Origin of the sequence: Bartonella sp. W8122, from assembly GCF_016102485.1 — a bacterium.
Classification (GTDB): Bacteria; Pseudomonadota; Alphaproteobacteria; order Rhizobiales; family Rhizobiaceae; genus Bartonella; species Bartonella apihabitans.
The window spans coordinates 383,676-400,636 of sequence record NZ_JACFOO010000001.1 but is presented as its reverse complement, the minus strand read 5'-3'; the positions used below and the strand labels follow the sequence as shown (position 1 = coordinate 400,636).

The window sequence follows — 16,961 nt, the reverse complement described above, 5'->3', positions numbered from 1 at the left end:
TATTTTTTGTGAAACACGCTCGATATATTTTTCCAAGAATGGACTTTTTTAAACCTGAAAACTACCCTTTGAGCCTGAGGATTACCCGACACAATGCCAACCGATACCATGTTTTGTTGCGTCCTGATGTTCCGGGCATATCCCCCAAGCGGCTAAAACTTTTTAGCTTTAAAAATTGAAACATATCTCTTCGTGATACCATTTCAAAAAATTTTTAAGCGGCTTTTTTAAGCTCTGTTATTTGGAGCTAAGCGAAAAACGTAAGACCTACCAAAACCTTGAAACTGGAGGCAAGTTTTGAAACCGGATCACGAAAATTGATATCCGCGAGCCAATAGCCGCTGATGGCGTTCGGCAAGACGTTCTTTCATCTTTCCGTCTCTGACCATCTGGCGCAGTTTTTCAATGCGTTTATGCCGTAATTTTGGCGAAGCACGACGAACCATTGGCCATAAAATCCAAGGTAAAGCAAAGATATGGAACATTGCAAAAACAATGATTGTTGCGACTTTAGAGGCCATAAGATAGTGCCCGCGCGAGCGCAGAATATAATAGGGAATAGAGGCACAGATGCCAACAATAACTGCCCACAGGGCGGGTATAAGAATGGCCAGAAGAAATACGCCAAAATTTCCGAGATTAATGAAAAATGTCAGGTTCCACGCATGAATAATCCAGTTTGATAAACCGAGGAGACCGACCAATAATGCGCCATAAATGAAAAAAACAAACATAATGAGGAAAGTAAGCGGAGCGGCGATGCCCGGCTCACGAAAGCGATCATCATTCTGATGGGCCAAAGAGGTCATTATTTTATCCTGCCATTGAAATTGCCTGACAACAAAACACAAATCCGGCGATGTGAGCCTATCAGCCACTTCTTTACCGGTCAACTCACGATAATTGGCAAAAGCTTTGCATATAAAATTTTCAGACAAAAAGAATAAAATGCCCGCATGAAAAGTTCATGCGGGCGCAAGCCGTTATATTACGCGGCGTTCGAGGCGGCCGGATGCTGTGTCAAAAAAGTATGGATGGCAACCGCATCACGCGTATTGCGTAATTTTTGTACCATATCATTATCACGCAAAACGCGGGCAATTCTCGAAAGTGCCTTCAAATGATCGGCACCCGCGCTTTCAGGAACCAGAAGCAAGAAAACCAGATCAACCGGTTCATCGTCAAGCGCTTCGAAATCGACCGGCGTTTCAAGGCGGGCAAAAACACCGACAATGTGGTCGATATTGGCAAGCTTGCTATGAGGAATGGCAATACCATTGCCAACGCCGGTCGAACCGAGTTTTTCACGTTGAAGTACCGTATCAAGCACTGTTCGCTCGTCAAGGCCTGTCAGAGAGGCTGCTTTTTCCGCCATAATTTGCAAAACCTGTTTTTTGGAATTTGCCTTAAGGGCAGGAATAACCGCTTCCGGTGCAATCAAATCACTAAGATCCATGTGGTTTCCTTTTTTCCATCCCGAATTCTTTCTCAACCTCGCGACATCGAGCCAAGAACATCGAGGGTCTGGATAATCCCTTTTCCTCATAATTTGAAAAAACGGGGAAAAGGAATTTCCTTATTCAGGCTTTATTAGTAATGGATGAGGGGTCGATCCAGCCGATATTTCCATCAGCCCGCCGGTAGACAATATTGATTTTTCCATCAACCGCATTGCGGAACACCAACACAGGATTATCCATCAAATCAAGTTCGACAACAGCATTGGCGACAGACATATCGCGCAATGTCATCGACGTTTCTGCAACGATTGTCGGGGCATAATCTTCCGGCAAGCCTTCATCTTCATCGGGCACCGGCTCCATAATGTGATAGGCATATTCGGCAAAAGCGGTATTGTCATTCTGCTTGTTGCTGCGTGATTTCAAACGCCGTTTATAACGACGAAGGCGCGTCTCCAGACGTTCTGCTGCAGCATCGAAAGCGCCTTGAGGATCTTGCGCCTGACCCGTTGTCTGTAACACCGCGCCAGAACTCAAATGCAATACGCATTCAGCTGAAAAACGCGAACCGGATTTGACAACAGTAACATGTCCTGTGACACCACCGGCAAAATATTTTGAAATCGCATCATTGATACGGTCTTCAATCCGCGTACGGAAAGCTTCACCAATATCCATATGCTTTCCTGAAATGCGCAAGCTCATTATAAACCTCGTTCATAATTCGTGATCTCCGCAGTTTAACGACATCTTCAAGCGGAAGCAACTCAAAGCGTGTCTTTTCCTGAAAAGACCGGATTACTGACTTTTTAAAGCCGGCTTCTAGTCATTTATCAACAATAAGTCAATCGGCAAAAATCAATCTGTAGTTGTGTGAATCTGGCGTTTCTTTTCTCTACGCCGCAATACTGAAGATGAAATATTCATCATTTCTCTATATTTGGCTACGGTGCGACGAGCTATATCGATATTCTCTTTTTTGAGCAATTGGACAAGTGTATCATCGGAAAGCACATGATCGGCAGTTTCGCTGTCGATCAATTTGCGAATACGCTGACGTACCGCTTCGGTTGCATACTGTTCCCCGCCATCTGTGCTTTGCAGAGCCGCTGAAAAAAAGCTGCGCATTTCGAAAATGCCTCGCGGAGTTGCTACATATTTATTGGCAGTTACCCGACTTATAGTCGATTCATGCATGTGAACCGCTTCGGCTACTGTTGCCAGCGTGAGAGGTTTCAAAAAAGAAATGCCCTGACGCAAAAATTCTTGCTGGTGGCGGGCAATTTCTGCACTGACTGTGATGAGTGTGCGTTCACGCTGATCGAGTGCTTTGAGCAACCAGTTGGCATTCTGGTAGCAATTACTGATGAAACTGCGATCAACATTGTCCTTGCCGATTTTGACGACATAATCGCGATGAATAACAAGTTTTGGCAATACCTCGCGATTGAGTTCAACGGTAAATTCTCCATTCGGATTCTCGGAAATAATCACATCAGGCACGACAGGGATTGGTGTCGATGCGCTATAAGCTGTCCCCGGTTTGGGATCGAGGCTGCGAATCTCGTTCAATATATCGACTACTTCGCTTTCTTCGAGACCGGAAAGTCTGGAAAGCGTGACAAAATCACGTTTGGCCAAAAGCGGGAGATTATCAAGTATGACACTGATTGCCGGATCAAGCCGGTTTTGCCGTTCAAGTTGCAATGACAAACATTCGCAAAGTGAAGTAGCAAATATGCCCGGCGGGTCGAGCTGTTGTAAACGTTTCAGAATATTGTGAACCAATGTTTTTGAAACTGACAATTCATCAGCTACCTTATCAACCGAACCGTTAAAATACCCCGCTTCATCAAGTTCGGAAGAAAGGTAGCAAGCAATATCGTGCTCCTCTTTATTTTTGAACGCAAAACCGATTTGCTCGGCAACAAAATCCTGCAAGCCAGGTTTATATGCAACCGTTTCGACAATATTCACATCTTCGATTGGCGAAGATCCAATGAAAGAAGTCGTCCAATCGGACGAATATTCTTTTTTACCAAAATATTCGGACGAAGATTTTTGCGAAAAGACAGCCTCATCGCCTCCGTCGAACATATTGGATAATGTTTCCGGATCAGGTGTCTCATAGAGATTTCGATCACTCTCGACATTTTTCTCGAAATTTTCAGACGCGCCAGCGGAATTGTCGAAAACATTATTGGTTTGCGCGTCGCTATTTTTAATGGCTTCATTATCGGTTTTTTCTGTAAACTCTTGCCCATTTTGACGCTCGAGCAAAGGATTTTTTTCCAACGCCTCCTCGATAAAATGTTCAAGTTCAGCAGCAGTCATCTGAAGAAGCTTAATCGACTGCATCAACTGGGGAGTCATCACCAGTGATTGTGACTGACGAAGCTCAAAAGATGGTGACAGTGCCATAAACCTTATTCCTCCCCAATGGACCCCACGCGAAACGGCCAATGAACATCACACAAAACGAACCGGTTTTTGTAACCTCGGTCGTTTAATTTGTTAAAATTCTTCTCCTTAACGAAAATGGTATGATCCTTGCTTGTCAACTAAAAAATGAGAAAAATAACAAGCTTCAATCCTTGTCCGCAATTTGAAATCGTCCATGTCGTCGCAGAAAAGTAAAATTATATGGCTTTCCCGAACCGCTTCCTGATGATCTAGTTTTCCAATTTTTCAGGAAAAAACAGCCCGATAAAGAGGTTTTCGGGACACTTGGCCTTCCATTATATGGCTATCTTTAAAAGCTATCCAAACACTTACACAGCGCGTTATGATAAAGCTAATAAGCGGTTTTTAAAAAAATTCCACGGCAATTCTTTTCCTCCCGACTTTTAACCTTTATCGGCAACAAAACGCTTTTCATTGTTTTACTTAGGAAGAACCGGCAAAAAGCCCTCTATATCCGGATCATCAATTCAGATAAATTCTTGGCCGATATCATTTTATCCAAATGCCGGAAGCAACCGCCTATATCTTCATGTTTCTCCAATATGCGGTCGCCTCGTTTCAAAAGCTCTATATTGGAAAATCGCCCCCCGGAATTCGTCAACCTTCCAGAAAATGCGCTTTTTACGATAGTCTTTGAAATAACAAAAACCGGCCACCCCATTTATATTGTGTTGCAGGCTTAATATCCGTGTTTCTCTGCTCACAATTTTTATTTTCGCAAAATAACGTACCACAGACCGACAATAGCTTTACCCAATCGAGAGCCGGTCCGGTCAATCTGTCAAAAAGCATGAAATTTTATATCGGGTTGAGGTTGCACGCGATATAAAATTATAGCGAGAATTGGTCGCCTAGATAAAGTCGGCGTACATCCGCGTTGGTGACAATATCATCCGGCTGCCCGTGGGTTAAAACCTGACCATCGTGGATAATATAGGCGCGGTCGACAAGCCCCAATGTTTCACGAACATTATGATCGGTTACCAAGACCCCGATACCACGACTTTTCAAATGGCGTACCAATTGCTGAATGTCGGCAATAGCAATCGGATCAATACCGGCAAAAGGTTCGTCAAGCAGCATAAAATTGGGACGTGAAGCAAGTGCACGGGCAATTTCCAAACGCCGTCTTTCGCCGCCTGAAAGCGCTAAAGACGGACTTTTGCGCAAATGCGCAATCTTGAATTCATCAAGAAGCGCGTCAAGCTCTTCTGCACGTTTCTTGCGGTCTTTTTCGACCACTTCCAAAACCGCTTTAATGTTGTCTTCCACCGAAAGCCCCCGAAAAATGGAAGCTTCTTGCGGCAAATAACCGATGCCCAAACGTGAACGGCGGTACATCGGCATATCCGTCACATCAAAACCGTCAATCTCGATGCTACCGCTATCAACCTCGACGAGTCCGGTCACCATATAGAAACATGTCGTTTTACCAGCTCCGTTGGGACCGAGAATACCGACAATCTCTCCTGCGCGCACCCCGAAAGACACACCCTTGACAACTTTGCGCCCACGATATGTTTTCGTTAAATCGCGAGCAGCCAGTGTCCCTTTGAGGCGTTCCTTCAGATTGTTGCCCGAACTTTCTCCATAGGCGATCTGTTCAAAAGCCACTTGCGAATCACTTTGTGACATAAAACGCTCATTTTCCGTTTTGTTCGTTACGATTCATAATGATCGAAACACGACCATTCTGTCCCGACGATTTACAGCTTTCAAGGAAAGCTTTTCCAGTATCCATATGGGCGGTCAATTTACAACCGGTCGCCACATTATCACCATCTGCCAAAATGACGCGTTTGCCCGTCAAAACCATCAGCTTCGATTTACCATCGAAAACACCTTCATCACCGGTCGCAACCTGTGTTGCTGTTTTGATGTAAACCTTTCCCGAGGCTTCCATTTTTTCGACACCTGTCGAGCCGAGACCTCCGGCACCTGCTGCTGCCGGTTTCGCCGAAGCATTTTGGTTGGCGTCGGTTTCTTTATCTTTCCCCTCGCCGGTTTTATCTTTCTTGCCCTCTTCAGGTGCCTTGGCATAATGCACGATCAGTTTTGAGGTTCGCAAAATACGATCGCCCTGAACAACAGAAACATTGCCGCTGAAGATAGCGACACCTTCTTTATCGCGCATTTCCAGATTATCGGCATTGAGTTCGACAGGCTCTTTTCCACCTGAAAGATTGACACCGAAATTTGTTTGTTGTGCCAATGACGGCGTCTGTCCGAGGCTCATGAAAGCCAATCCCGTTGCCATGACTGCACCAAGGTGAGAAAAGTACTGCTTTAAAGGCTTCATTTTAAAATCCTCAAATAAACCGACACCGCTTTTTTAAAAGACAAGCATTTTATTCCTTATTGCGCATTTGCATTGTCGATGACAAGACTGACACCGCGATTAAAGAATAACACTTGTCCATTATCACGTATTTGTAAACCGTTTGCCTTCAAATGTTGTCCACCGCGAACAATATCAACCGGCTGGTCGGTACTCAATTGGCTTGTCGACAAATTCACGTCGGCTGAATCGAGTTTGGCAACCATCCCGTCATTTGTTTTGATTTCGAACGGCTTATCAAATTGCAAGCGTCCGTTAACATTATCATAAAACGCGCCGATTGCATTGACTGCAGCTTCGCCCCGTTGTCCGAGAGGAAGTGTGGCAATAATCTTCTGCAATTCTATCATGCCCGGATGACGGGGATCTTGAATAGCCTTATTGGCTTTTAATGAATAAGGCTTATTGTCCGATGTATAGCCTTCAAGCTTGGGGTCTGTCATTGTCAACTGCCCGTTGCTTCCCTGATCATTGTTTAAAATAACCAAATCAGTTGTGCCGGGGGTTGCAAAAAATGTGAACCATGAGAAAACCAGCGCAATAACAATTGCAATGACGGGCAGCAGAAATTTCAATATATGAACACGTACCGAATGACGCCGAGCAGCATCGAAAACAGCATCGGATTTATAACTCGCTGAAAAAATTTCCGAACTGTCGTCCATTATACCCCTAAAAATTTTTGCCCATTTTCGCGACAATAACCGCCATGGGGAAGTTCCATATACCAGTTCAATATTTAGAGCAATTCTCAACGCTATTCAACATTTGCCGGATTTGATCGATTTTGCATGATTAACCGGAGGAAAAAGCTGGTAACACACTTATTTCTATGATTTTTATATGATTACGCATATTTTTTAACTAAAGAGCGTTGACGAAATGCGATAGACAGACAATAAACTATCACGTCAATTATATTTTGTAATGTTTAAGGACAACTGGCAGAATTTTTAAACGGGAAGTTAAAATACCTGCCAGTCATGGGACTATCGATCGGCGAATCGTCATTGGCCTTGGATTTTAAAAAGGGGCGATCGTCACTGCGCCGATCAAAATTGGAGGCTGTCTTGATTAAGTCGGAACTTGTACAGATTATCGCTAACCGCAATCCTCACCTTTTCCAACGGGATATCGAGAATATTGTCAGTGCTGTATTTGACGAAATATCCACGGCTCTGGCCGAAGGAAACAGGGTAGAGCTGCGCGGATTTGGTGCGTTTTCTGTTAAAAATCGGCCGGCACGTTCCGGTCGCAATCCGCGCACGGGGGAATCTGTTTCGGTTGAAGAAAAATGGGTTCCGTTTTTCAAAACCGGCAAAGAATTAAGGGACCGCTTGAACAACGAGTGACATCATGACCCTAAAGCAGATCGTTAGTCTGATTATATTGATTCCGGTTGGCATTATCCTGATTGCTTTTATCATTGCCAATCGGGCGAGCGTTGCTTTAAGCCTCAATCCTTTTGATACAGCCGATACCAGCCTTGTCTACCATGCTCCGCTGTTTGTCTGGCTGTTTCTGGCACTTATAATCGGCATTATTATTGGCGGAATAACAGTCTGGTTTACCCAACATCGCTTTCGTAAAGCCCTGAAAGACACACAAACCGAACTGCAAGGGCTAAAAATGGATATGTCGAAAAAACCGGATTTGACGAAAACAGATCTCACCGTTGTCGATCATTCCTGAATATCAAGCCCGCTGGCCAAGCAGAATTTTTTCACGCATCTTTCTTTTCTATTCATAGACTTTTTTTGAAAATTTTAACCAGCGCCCTTGAACAAAAATACGGCGATTAAAAGCCTTTGGCGGTTCAATAAGTTTATGCGCATATTTTATTGTTTTTTTCCTTGCTTTTTCAGGTCACCGTTATCCGTCGCTTTTGAATATTTGCGACACCAAAAATTGCTTTCGCCATTCAAGTTTCAGCAAAATTTCAGAAAAATTTTTGGAATTAACAGCTTATCTCCCGCATCTTTCACGACTGCATAAACGAAAATTAAAAATAATGATCATGCTAAAATTGTATGTTCGTCGGATAATGACACACGTTGTCCGTGAGCTAAATCCTTCTTTCGAATGTGCAAGAAAACTATACCTTTTTAAAAAAGATGTTTTATAAACAAAGAACATCCTGAAATTTATTGGAAAACGCCCGATTGTGAAAGCACAACACCCAAAAGAAAAAAAACGCGGATTAAAAATATCGCGCAAAGGTGCTCCCTATAGTCCGAAAAAGGCCCTCGAAACAGGAGATAAGCCTGAAAGACGGAAAGCCGTGCGCGCCAATCATTCAGGAAAATTGCACAAAGCGCACACACCGGATAACGCGGTGCGATCAGTTAAAGAATTGCCGCGCGACGACAAGGGTGAAAACACAGTAGAAGTGAAAAGCCGCTTTTTACCTCGCCCGTCAGGAAAACGCCCCGAAGAAAAATTGCCGGTCATTCTTGAGACGGCAGCAAGCGAGAATTACGCATTGATTGACAGCGGTAACGGTCTGAAACTCGAGCGTTACGGAAATTTGCGTATTATCCGGCCTGAAGGGCAAGCTTTGTGGCAACCCGCATTAAGTGAAAAAGACTGGCAGGATGTCGATGCGATTTTCACCGGAAATACCGATGAAGAAGGGATGGGGCGCTGGAATTTTCCGAAACTTCCCCTTGGAGAGACATGGCCGCTTTCATGGGATGGAATGTCATTTCTCGGCCGCTTTACGTCATTTCGCCATGTCGGGGTCTTTCCCGAACAAGATGCCCATTGGCGTTTTATGGAAGAACTTATTAAAAAAGCAAACCGTCCGGTTAAGGTATTGAACCTTTTCGGCTATACCGGTCTTGCCTCGCTTATTGCGGCAAGAGCAGGAGCAGAAGTCACCCATGTCGACGCTTCCAAAAAAGCTATTTTATGGGCTAAAGAAAATCAGGAAGTTGCACATTTGACAGATCGCCCCATTCGCTGGATTTGTGATGATGCGATGAAATTTGTCGAACGCGAAGGGCGTCGCGGCAAACATTATGACATTATTTTACTTGATCCGCCGGCTTATGGGCGCGGCCCCCATGGCGAGGTTTGGCAACTTTTCGATCATTTGCCCGAAATGGTCAAACGATGTCGCGCTATTTTATCTGATAATCCGATTGCCGTGATATTGACTGCCTATTCTATTCGTGCCTCATTTTTTGCAATCCACGAATTGATGCGTGACGAATTTACCGGTCTTGGCGGACTTATCGAATCGGGTGAACTTATTTTGCGTGAAGAAAAGGCAAAAAGGGCGCTTTCAACTTCTCTTTTTAGCCGCTGGATTTTTTAATATGACAACACAAAGACAACACGGTCAGGTTAAAGAAATTACTTCGCTTGCCAATCCGATCATCAAGGATATGAAATCCTTGTCGCTTAAAAAAAACCGTGATCGTGAAGGCGTTTTCATGGCCGAAGGGTTGAAGCTTATTATTGATGCTCTTGATCTTGGCTGGACAATACGCACACTTCTGTTTTCAAAAGCCGGTCTTGGCAATCCGTTGATTGAAAAAACGGCTGCCCGCACGAAAGCCGCTGGTGGTCTCATCATCGAAGCAAACCAGAAGGTTATGGAATCCGTAACACGGCGCGACAATCCGCAAATGGTGGTTGGTGTTTTCGAACAACGCTGGCATGACATGTCGACCTTTAACGCCAAGGGAGAGGATGTCTATGTTGCACTCGACCGCATTCGTGACCCCGGCAATCTCGGAACCATTATCCGCACAGCCGATGCAGTCGGGGCGAAGGGGCTGATACTCGTTGGCGATACAACCGACCCCTATTCCCTTGAAACGGTACGCGCAACCATGGGCTCGATTTTTGCCCTTCCGCTTTTTAAAATGAGCGCTGACGCGTTTTTAAAATGGCGCACCGGATTTCATGGTCAAATCATTGGTACACACTTGAAAGGTTCCGTTGACTACCGCACAATCGACTATAAAAAAGGACCTATCATTCTTTTTATGGGTAACGAACAACAAGGCCTTCCGGATAATCTTGCCGATAGTTGCGATCAACTTGCCCGCATTCCGCAAGCGGGACGTGCTGATTCACTCAATCTTGCTGTGGCAACCGGTGTCATGCTCTATGAAATCCGCCGTCATAACCTGACGCTTGACCCGCGAGAGGCCCGTTCATGAAGGCAAAATCCCTCATCACACTTATAGCGGGACTTGTTATTACAGTTGGCCTTGACCAATTGATCAAATATTGGGTGGTGAATACATTGGAAGTCGGGGAAGAGATCGACCTTTTGCCATTACTTTCACTTTATCATGCCCGCAACCCCGGAATTGCGTTTTCCATGTTGTCATCAGTCTCCGATTGGGGGCTGATTGCATTGACATTATGCATTATCTGTTTCGTCATCTGGTTATGGAAAAATGCAGGACCGGAAAAATCACTCTCGCGATTTGGCTTTCTGCTGGTGATCGGTGGAGCCATCGGCAATCTGATTGACCGCATACGTTTTCACTATGTCATAGATTACATTTCTTTCCATATCGACGGTGTTTTCTCCTTTGCCATTTTCAACCTTGCTGACAGTTTCATAACGGTCGGCGCTGTCCTGATCGTGCTCGATGAATTGCTGCACTGGAAACGGGAAAAGCAAAAAGCAAACTAGAATAACCGCAAGCCACTTGAAACATTCCCCGTTTATAAGCTCAAAAATTTAAAAGCCCGTCAGCATCTTTTCATCCATATTGTCTAAGCTGAAAAATATTTTTGATTACGCGTTTATCAAAATCATCCGCTCTCTTGTTTCAACTTCAACGAATAATTCTATATCGAGTCTATATTACGAGCGTCCTTGATCTGCCCGGACGTCTCGCGAAAGACAAAAATAGGTCGAAACGGGTGAGCGCTCTTTTCTCTAAAGCTTGTTGAAAAACTTCCGGTTCGTTAAACCCGTCTTTCCCAAATTCACTAATCCTGTCTTTCTAAAAAACGGTTACGACAAAACGATTTTGATCGGTCAACAGCCCCTATGAGAGACGAAAAAGGACAAAAAATCATATCCATTTTTGGCACATCCGCTCTCCGACATCTGTCTTTGCCTTTTTTTTGACAGAAATAAAATTGCGGTTCTTAACTGGCTAACCAATCTCAAGCTCTTATAAACATAGAAAAAAGCCTATATTTACCAATTGTTAATCCTGTTTCAGGCCGATTGTGAATTGCCTTGAAAAAATCACTTTCCCGTCATTGTCATGCAATAAGAAAGTTCTAAATCGACAGCAGGACATGATGTTGGTTGCTTTTAAATCAACAACGCTTCAATGAGGAGCATTGAAATGACAGCTTGTGCAAGGACAGTTCTGAAAACATCGGGTAATGAAAATTGCGATAAGAGCGATTCTCTCTTGCTTGCAACATTCGGTTCTCTGGAAGCCCGCTTGCAGAGAATATCCGACAGCCTTGAAAAAACGGTTCCGGCAAAAGAAAATGTGCCGGATGACCGTGACGAATGGGTTATGGTTGTCAATGATAAAGCTGATCCGCAAAATCCTGTTGCACGTTGCTATATGACACTTACGAATGTTCTCGGTGCCAATCAAAATCTTGACGGAACAAGTCTCGGCGAAAGTTTTGAAGTCGAAGGCGGCCAGAATGCACCGGTATTTTTGACAATTGCTCCTTTTGAATGTTTTGACAAATCGAAGGCCCATCGTGCCCAAGGGCTTTTATGGCAGGCGATTTCGAACTTTTGCCTTCTCCGGAATGTCGATTACGTCATTGGAAGTCTGGCATTCGACAGCCGCTATCCTGCCGCTCATGCTTTGGAACTTTCCTATCTTTATCATTTTTGTCGCGCGCAATCAGGCGTTCATTTGCGTGCTGCCCATGGTGTGACCATGGATATTATGCCGGAAGAGGCCATCAAGCCCGATGAAGCATTTTCTTCGCTTCCGCCCATGCTGCGCTATTGCTTGCGTGTTGGAGCAAAAGTTGTCGATAATGCTGTGGTTGACCGTGCAAGCAATGAAACACGCGTATTTTTATTATTTCCAGCCAAAAAAATTGTTGGTTGAAACAACACCTATAAAAGACAGAAATGTTTTTTGCCCATAAACTAAAGTTCAAGAAACGGAGGCCGTAAAATGCTTCCGTTTTTTGACATTTTAGAGCTATTTAATATTCTTCTGTTTGCAGCAACTGCAACCGGCTAACTCTGTTGATTTATCGAGAAATTTAAAAAAACACATTAGACAACATGAGACCGTTTTGGTGAATGAACGGGATATCGTTCTTCGTCAGTTTACACCAATCTTATTCCGGCGAGCTATATTTAGTGGCTATGTTTGGTTGTGGCATGTTTTTTATCATGATGTCCAACATCATCTAGCTTCAGCCAATGGGCGGAAATTGCATTATATTCGCCATTTTTCTGCATCAAATGCAGCCATTGATCGACATAAAGTTTCCAACTGATATCGCCCTTCGGAAGCATGTAGCCCTTCTCGAAAAATTCTAAAGGTTTATCCGGATTGACAGCACATAAAGTCGGATAATACCGTTTTTGATAAAGAGCTTCGGATGCATCGGTAATCATGACATCGGCTTTTTTGTCGACGAGATTTTTAAAAATCGTCGTATTGTCATGAAAAAGTTCGAGTTTTGCATTCGGCATATATTTTCTGACAAATGCCTCATTGGTTCCGCCGGCCGGTTCGATCGCACGAACAGTCTTATGGTTGAGTGCACTTAACGTATTATATTTTTTAGCATCTTCACAGCGTACAAACGGAATTTTACCATCCACTCCAAGTGGTTCCGACATATAAACCTGTTGTTGGCGGGCAAGCGAAATGGAAATTCCGCCCATTGCTATATCGCATTTGTCATCAAGGAAATCCGCCATCAGCGTTTTCCAGCTTGTTTGCACAAATTCTACCTCGGCACCAAGCGATTTGGCCAGAGAATGCGCCATGGAAATGTCGATGCCTTCGTAAGTGCCATCCGTTTTCAAAAAGCTATAAGGTTTATAGTCACCGGTGGTGCAAACGCGTAATGTTTTAATGTCAAGGACATCATTGAGTTTCGACGCATCGGCATGTGTCAGTGTTAAGAAAGAGCACCCCAAAAAAAGCATCATAAGAGTTTTCTTCATCATCGGTCCCATCCGGCAGTTCATTATTCGTCTGACTGTTTTCTTTCCCACATTATTGTAACCTTATTGCTTGTCGGTTTAACAAAATCAGCCATCAAGCAAATCAATAAAAGCACCAACCGCTTTGGTTTTGAAGCGTTGCGGATTGAGTAACAGTAAAAAATCCCGTTTTACGGATAAAAAATTCAACCTTTCAACAAGTCCTGCGGCAAGCAAAGCCGAAACCGCACGTTTTGAAATGGCAGTCAGAGCATTTGATGCCGCTACTGCCGACAGCACCGCTTCATTCGAGGGGAAAGTCTGCATCACCTCAAGATCTGCCAGTTCATAACCATGGTTTGAAAGTGCCTGCTCGAAAATGGCTCGTGTTCCCGAGCCCTTTTCACGCAAAATCCACGGAAAAGCTGAAATATCTTTATACTTCACCGACGGTTTATTCGTAAGAGGATGGTTTTTTGCGGCAATAATGAACAATTCGTCATCAGCCACTTTTTGACGATGAAGACTTTCATTTTTTATAGTCCCTTCGGCAAAACCGATGTCTGTTACCCCCGATAGAACAGCATTTTCGACCTGTTCGGTGTTACCGATCGACATTTTGACAGTAATTGCCGGATATAAATTGCGAAATTTTGCAATGACCGGTGGCAAAAAATAATTGGCGATTGTCTGGCTCGCATAAAGACCGAGCGCTCCGCGTTTAAGCCCGCTAAATTCACGCAAAGTTGTTTCGGCAAGTTTGACTTGCGCCAATGTGTGGCGGCAATCTTCAACAAAGATAGAGCCCGCATCACTCAACTGGATACGTCGGCCAATGCGATTGAAAAGACGCACCTGATAATGTTCTTCAATCATGTGGATGGCACTGGAAACGGCAGAAGGTGTCAATAAAAGGGCTTTGGCCGCTTCGGTCAAATGTTCGCGTTCGGCGACAGCCAGAAATATCCGCATCTGTTCAAATGTAATCATTGCCGTGCCAATGTTCGATCAAATCGAACAATTCATAACATATTTGAAAATTGATTACATGATTAAACAGCGCTAGCAGATTTTAAAAAAAGGATATTTCAACATGGCTAGCCGAATTCAGTCAATTTTCTTTCGTTTTGCACCGGGCATTATATTATGCGCGGTTATTTCGGCTGTTGCCATTGTTCTGGAAAAGCTTGAAAAACTCATCTTCGGCGAGGCCTGGCTTGAAAGTCTGGTTCTTGCCATACTGATTGGCGCCATCATCAGGACAATCAAAGGCATTCCATCCCAATATGCGGAAGGGGTGGGATTTTCGGCAAAAATTCTTCTTGAATGTGCGGTTCTATTATTGGGTGCAAGTATCAGTGTGAGCGCGGTCATCGCGGCCGGTTTCGGATTGCTTGTCGGTATTATCGTCATTGTGGCCTGTGTGATTGCCATAACTTACGCAATCGGCAGGTTTTTCGGCCTTAGCCCGCGTCTCGCCTTGCTTGTGGCCTGTGGCAATTCGATTTGTGGAAATTCGGCGATTGCCGCTGTCGCACCTGTTATCAAAGCCGAGGGGTCGGATGTGGCTTCATCAATCGCTTTTACAGCCGCACTCGGTATTGTTGTTATTCTGGTCTTGCCACTTGCAGTCCCGTTAGCAGGCTTAAGCTTTACGCAATACGGGGTTCTTGCCGGTATGACTGTTTATGCTGTGCCGCAAGTTTTGGCTGCGGCTGCACCTGTATCACTTATCAGTGTACAGACAGCCACGCTTGTCAAACTTGTTCGTGTGTTGATGCTTGGGCCGGTGATATTCGTGATCGGCCTCATTTACGGGCTCGGTGCCAACACCAAACTCAAATTCAGCAAAATGGTGCCATGGTTCATTATCGGCTTCGTCATTCTTTTGCTTGCCAATTCCTGCAATATCATTCCGCAATTGGCACTCGACGCCATGGCTTTTGTGGCAAAAATCCTGACTGTTATTTCAATGGCCGCTTTAGGGCTGGGTGTTGATATAAAGGCTTTGAAAAAATCCGGACCACGAGTTGTCCTGACAGCTTTCATATCCATCATCATTCTGGCGACCGCAAGCCTGACAATGATCTCGCTCCTTCAATTGTCATAAATAGCCGGAAGTGCACTAAACGACGATATAGACAAAATAAAACAGCCCCGAAGGGCTGTTTCTGACAAAATATATGCAATCTGTTTATTTTGAAATTACAGAATAAACCGCGACAAATCGGCATTGGCTGCAAGGTCACCCACTGCTTTTTTGACATAAGCAGCATCAACCTTGAAGGTTGTGCCCGATTTATCAGGAGCTGTGAAGGAAATTTCGTCAAGAACACGTTCCATCACTGTTTGCAGACGGCGGGCACCGATATTTTCTACAGTAGAGTTCAAATCCACTGCTATATCGGCCAGAGCATCAATGGCATCATCGGTAATTTCGAGCGTCACATTTTCAGTCGCCATCAAAGCGATATATTGCTTGATAAGACTGACTTCCGTTTCGGTAAGAATGCGGCGGAAATCTTCCCGTGTGAGCGCATTAAGTTCGACCCTGATTGGCAAACGCCCCTGAAGTTCAGGCAAAAGATCGGAAGGTTTCGAAACATGAAACGCACCGGAAGCGATAAACAGAATATGATCGGTTTTGATTTGACCATATTTGGTGGCAACGGTTGTTCCTTCAATCAAAGGTAACAGATCGCGCTGCACACCTTCACGCGAAACACCGGCACCGAGCCCGCCTTCACGGGCTGCGATCTTGTCGATCTCGTCGATAAAGACAATACCGTCATTTTCAGTGGAACGAAGCGCTTCCTGAATGATCTGATCCTGATCGAGAAGCTTGTCAGACTCATCTTCGATCAATGGTTTGAATGCATTTTTGACTGTGGTTTTCCGCGTCTTGGTGCGTCCACCCATCTTACCGAAAATATCGGACAAATTCATAATGCCCATTTGCGCGCCCGGCATACCGGGAATGTCGAAGGTGGGGGCACTATTCGGGCTGTTATCGGCAACCTCTATTTCAATTTCATTGTCATCAAGCTCGCCCTCACGCAATTTTTTGCGGAAACTGTCGCGCGTTGCAGGACTTGCGGTTTTGCCAACCAGCGCATCCAGAACACGTTCTTCTGCGTTGATATGGGCTTTGGCTTTCACCGCTTCACGTTTTTTTTCACGGACAAGATTAATGGCCACTTCAACAAGATCACGAATAATCTGTTCGACATCACGGCCGACATAGCCGACCTCTGTAAACTTGGTGGCTTCAACCTTGACAAAAGGTGAGCCGGCAAGTTTTGCAAGGCGGCGGGCAATTTCGGTCTTGCCGACACCGGTCGGCCCAATCATCAGAATATTTTTCGGCATCACTTCTTCGCGCATTTCGCCTTGAAGCTGCTGACGACGCCAGCGGTTACGCAATGCTATAGCAACGGCACGCTTGGCATCTTTTTGTCCGATAATAAAGCGATCAAGCTCGGAAACTATTTCGCGGGGGGAAAATACAGAACTCATCTAAAAGTGCTCTCTCTTTCGCACTTCCTGTCAGGTTTAATGCTCTTTCGACAGGAAGCGA

Annotated in this window: 17 protein-coding genes; 7 read left to right on the top strand and 10 right to left on the bottom strand. The window is 44.6% G+C overall.

Annotation, left to right across the window (positions count from 1 at the left end):
• Window positions 1-308: 308 nt before the first annotated feature.
• The 7 genes from H3S83_RS01870 to lptC all read right to left on the bottom strand — a co-directional run bounded on the left by H3S83_RS01870 (window position 309) and on the right by lptC (window position 6,926).
• On the bottom strand, window positions 309-938 hold the full coding sequence (locus H3S83_RS01870) for a hypothetical protein (RefSeq protein ID WP_210327906.1): 630 nt from the start codon (window positions 936-938) through the stop codon (window positions 309-311).
• Window positions 939-988: 50 nt separating this feature from the next.
• Complete coding sequence (gene ptsN, locus H3S83_RS01865; RefSeq protein ID WP_198225478.1) at window positions 989-1,456, bottom strand: PTS IIA-like nitrogen regulatory protein PtsN; 468 nt, start codon at window positions 1,454-1,456, stop codon at window positions 989-991.
• Between the two features lie 124 nt (window positions 1,457-1,580).
• Window positions 1,581-2,165 carry a ribosome hibernation-promoting factor, HPF/YfiA family gene (hpf, locus tag H3S83_RS01860; RefSeq protein WP_077969828.1) on the bottom strand — a complete coding sequence of 195 codons (585 nt, stop codon included), beginning with the start codon at window positions 2,163-2,165 and terminating at the stop codon, window positions 1,581-1,583.
• Window positions 2,166-2,318: 153 nt separating this feature from the next.
• A complete protein-coding gene (rpoN, locus tag H3S83_RS01855; RefSeq protein WP_198238750.1) occupies window positions 2,319-3,881 on the bottom strand; it encodes an RNA polymerase factor sigma-54 in 1,563 nt (520 codons plus the stop codon).
• Window positions 3,882-4,754: 873 nt separating this feature from the next.
• Window positions 4,755-5,492, bottom strand: a complete 738-nt coding sequence (gene lptB, locus H3S83_RS01850) for an LPS export ABC transporter ATP-binding protein (protein ID WP_149867498.1) — start codon at window positions 5,490-5,492, stop codon at window positions 4,755-4,757.
• 73 nt (window positions 5,493-5,565) lie between these two features.
• Window positions 5,566-6,222, bottom strand: a complete 657-nt coding sequence (locus tag H3S83_RS01845; RefSeq protein ID WP_198238015.1) for an LptA/OstA family protein — start codon at window positions 6,220-6,222, stop codon at window positions 5,566-5,568.
• A 56-nt stretch (window positions 6,223-6,278) separates the two neighbouring features.
• Window positions 6,279-6,926, bottom strand: a complete 648-nt coding sequence (lptC, locus tag H3S83_RS01840) for an LPS export ABC transporter periplasmic protein LptC (protein WP_198225481.1) — start codon at window positions 6,924-6,926, stop codon at window positions 6,279-6,281.
• A gap of 405 nt (window positions 6,927-7,331) precedes the next feature.
• On the opposite strand from lptC, the gene H3S83_RS01835 reads away from it, so the two are divergent.
• From H3S83_RS01835 to H3S83_RS01810, 6 genes are all read left to right on the top strand, one after another.
• The gene (locus tag H3S83_RS01835) at window positions 7,332-7,613 is read left to right on the top strand and encodes an integration host factor subunit beta (protein ID WP_078040284.1); all 282 of its coding nucleotides are present in this window, start codon (window positions 7,332-7,334) and stop codon (window positions 7,611-7,613) included.
• A gap of 4 nt (window positions 7,614-7,617) precedes the next feature.
• Complete coding sequence (locus H3S83_RS01830; protein WP_077969819.1) at window positions 7,618-7,953, top strand: lipopolysaccharide assembly protein LapA domain-containing protein; 336 nt, start codon at window positions 7,618-7,620, stop codon at window positions 7,951-7,953.
• 697 nt (window positions 7,954-8,650) lie between these two features.
• Window positions 8,651-9,580 (top strand): RsmD family RNA methyltransferase, encoded by a 930-nt coding sequence (locus H3S83_RS01825; protein ID WP_198225812.1) that lies wholly within the window; start codon window positions 8,651-8,653, stop codon window positions 9,578-9,580.
• Between the two features lies 1 nt (window position 9,581).
• Window positions 9,582-10,433: an RNA methyltransferase gene (locus H3S83_RS01820; protein ID WP_198238749.1), complete on the top strand. Its 852-nt coding sequence runs from the start codon at window positions 9,582-9,584 to the stop codon at window positions 10,431-10,433.
• Entirely contained in the window at window positions 10,430-10,918 is a 489-nt protein-coding gene (gene lspA / locus H3S83_RS01815; RefSeq protein ID WP_198238748.1) for a signal peptidase II, read from the top strand. Before H3S83_RS01820 ends, lspA begins: the two co-directional genes overlap by 4 nt.
• A 670-nt stretch (window positions 10,919-11,588) precedes the next feature.
• Window positions 11,589-12,326, top strand: coding sequence for a hypothetical protein (locus tag H3S83_RS01810; RefSeq protein ID WP_198238747.1), 738 nt, complete (start codon window positions 11,589-11,591; stop codon window positions 12,324-12,326).
• Window positions 12,327-12,583: 257 nt separating this feature from the next.
• Here H3S83_RS01810 and H3S83_RS01805 read toward each other — a convergent pair whose 3' ends face one another.
• Together H3S83_RS01805 and H3S83_RS01800 are read right to left on the bottom strand one after the other, a co-directional pair.
• Window positions 12,584-13,408, bottom strand: a complete 825-nt coding sequence (locus tag H3S83_RS01805) for a transporter substrate-binding domain-containing protein (protein WP_246741702.1) — start codon at window positions 13,406-13,408, stop codon at window positions 12,584-12,586.
• An 84-nt stretch (window positions 13,409-13,492) separates the two neighbouring features.
• Window positions 13,493-14,374 (bottom strand): LysR family transcriptional regulator, encoded by an 882-nt coding sequence (locus H3S83_RS01800; RefSeq protein ID WP_198238746.1) that lies wholly within the window; start codon window positions 14,372-14,374, stop codon window positions 13,493-13,495.
• Between the two features lie 103 nt (window positions 14,375-14,477).
• Between H3S83_RS01800 and H3S83_RS01795 the strand changes: the two genes are divergently transcribed.
• Window positions 14,478-15,494, top strand: coding sequence for a YeiH family protein (locus tag H3S83_RS01795; RefSeq protein WP_198238745.1), 1,017 nt, complete (start codon window positions 14,478-14,480; stop codon window positions 15,492-15,494).
• 95 nt (window positions 15,495-15,589) lie between these two features.
• Here the strand turns inward: H3S83_RS01795 and hslU are convergent, their stop codons facing one another.
• On the bottom strand, window positions 15,590-16,900 hold the full coding sequence (gene hslU / locus H3S83_RS01790; RefSeq protein WP_075915317.1) for an ATP-dependent protease ATPase subunit HslU: 1,311 nt from the start codon (window positions 16,898-16,900) through the stop codon (window positions 15,590-15,592).
• Between the last annotated feature and the right edge of the window lie 61 nt (window positions 16,901-16,961).

What these genes read in the sequence shown, in the direction of transcription:
- ptsN (WP_198225478.1), bottom strand. Translation starts at nt 1,456, where the DNA reads ATGGATCTTAGTGATTTGATTGCACCGGAAGCGGTTATTCCTGCCCTT.
- hpf (WP_077969828.1), bottom strand. Translation starts at nt 2,165, where the DNA reads ATGAGCTTGCGCATTTCAGGAAAGCATATGGATATTGGTGAAGCTTTC.
- rpoN (WP_198238750.1), bottom strand. Translation starts at nt 3,881, where the DNA reads ATGGCACTGTCACCATCTTTTGAGCTTCGTCAGTCACAATCACTGGTG.
- H3S83_RS01845 (WP_198238015.1), bottom strand. Translation starts at nt 6,222, where the DNA reads ATGAAGCCTTTAAAGCAGTACTTTTCTCACCTTGGTGCAGTCATGGCA.
- lptC (WP_198225481.1), bottom strand. Translation starts at nt 6,926, where the DNA reads ATGGACGACAGTTCGGAAATTTTTTCAGCGAGTTATAAATCCGATGCT.
- H3S83_RS01830 (WP_077969819.1), top strand. Translation starts at nt 7,618, where the DNA reads ATGACCCTAAAGCAGATCGTTAGTCTGATTATATTGATTCCGGTTGGC.
- H3S83_RS01820 (WP_198238749.1), top strand. Translation starts at nt 9,582, where the DNA reads ATGACAACACAAAGACAACACGGTCAGGTTAAAGAAATTACTTCGCTT.
- lspA (WP_198238748.1), top strand. Translation starts at nt 10,430, where the DNA reads ATGAAGGCAAAATCCCTCATCACACTTATAGCGGGACTTGTTATTACA.
- H3S83_RS01810 (WP_198238747.1), top strand. Translation starts at nt 11,589, where the DNA reads ATGACAGCTTGTGCAAGGACAGTTCTGAAAACATCGGGTAATGAAAAT.
- H3S83_RS01805 (WP_246741702.1), bottom strand. Translation starts at nt 13,408, where the DNA reads ATGATGAAGAAAACTCTTATGATGCTTTTTTTGGGGTGCTCTTTCTTA.
- H3S83_RS01800 (WP_198238746.1), bottom strand. Translation starts at nt 14,374, where the DNA reads ATGATTACATTTGAACAGATGCGGATATTTCTGGCTGTCGCCGAACGC.
- H3S83_RS01795 (WP_198238745.1), top strand. Translation starts at nt 14,478, where the DNA reads ATGGCTAGCCGAATTCAGTCAATTTTCTTTCGTTTTGCACCGGGCATT.
- hslU (WP_075915317.1), bottom strand. Translation starts at nt 16,900, where the DNA reads ATGAGTTCTGTATTTTCCCCCCGCGAAATAGTTTCCGAGCTTGATCGC.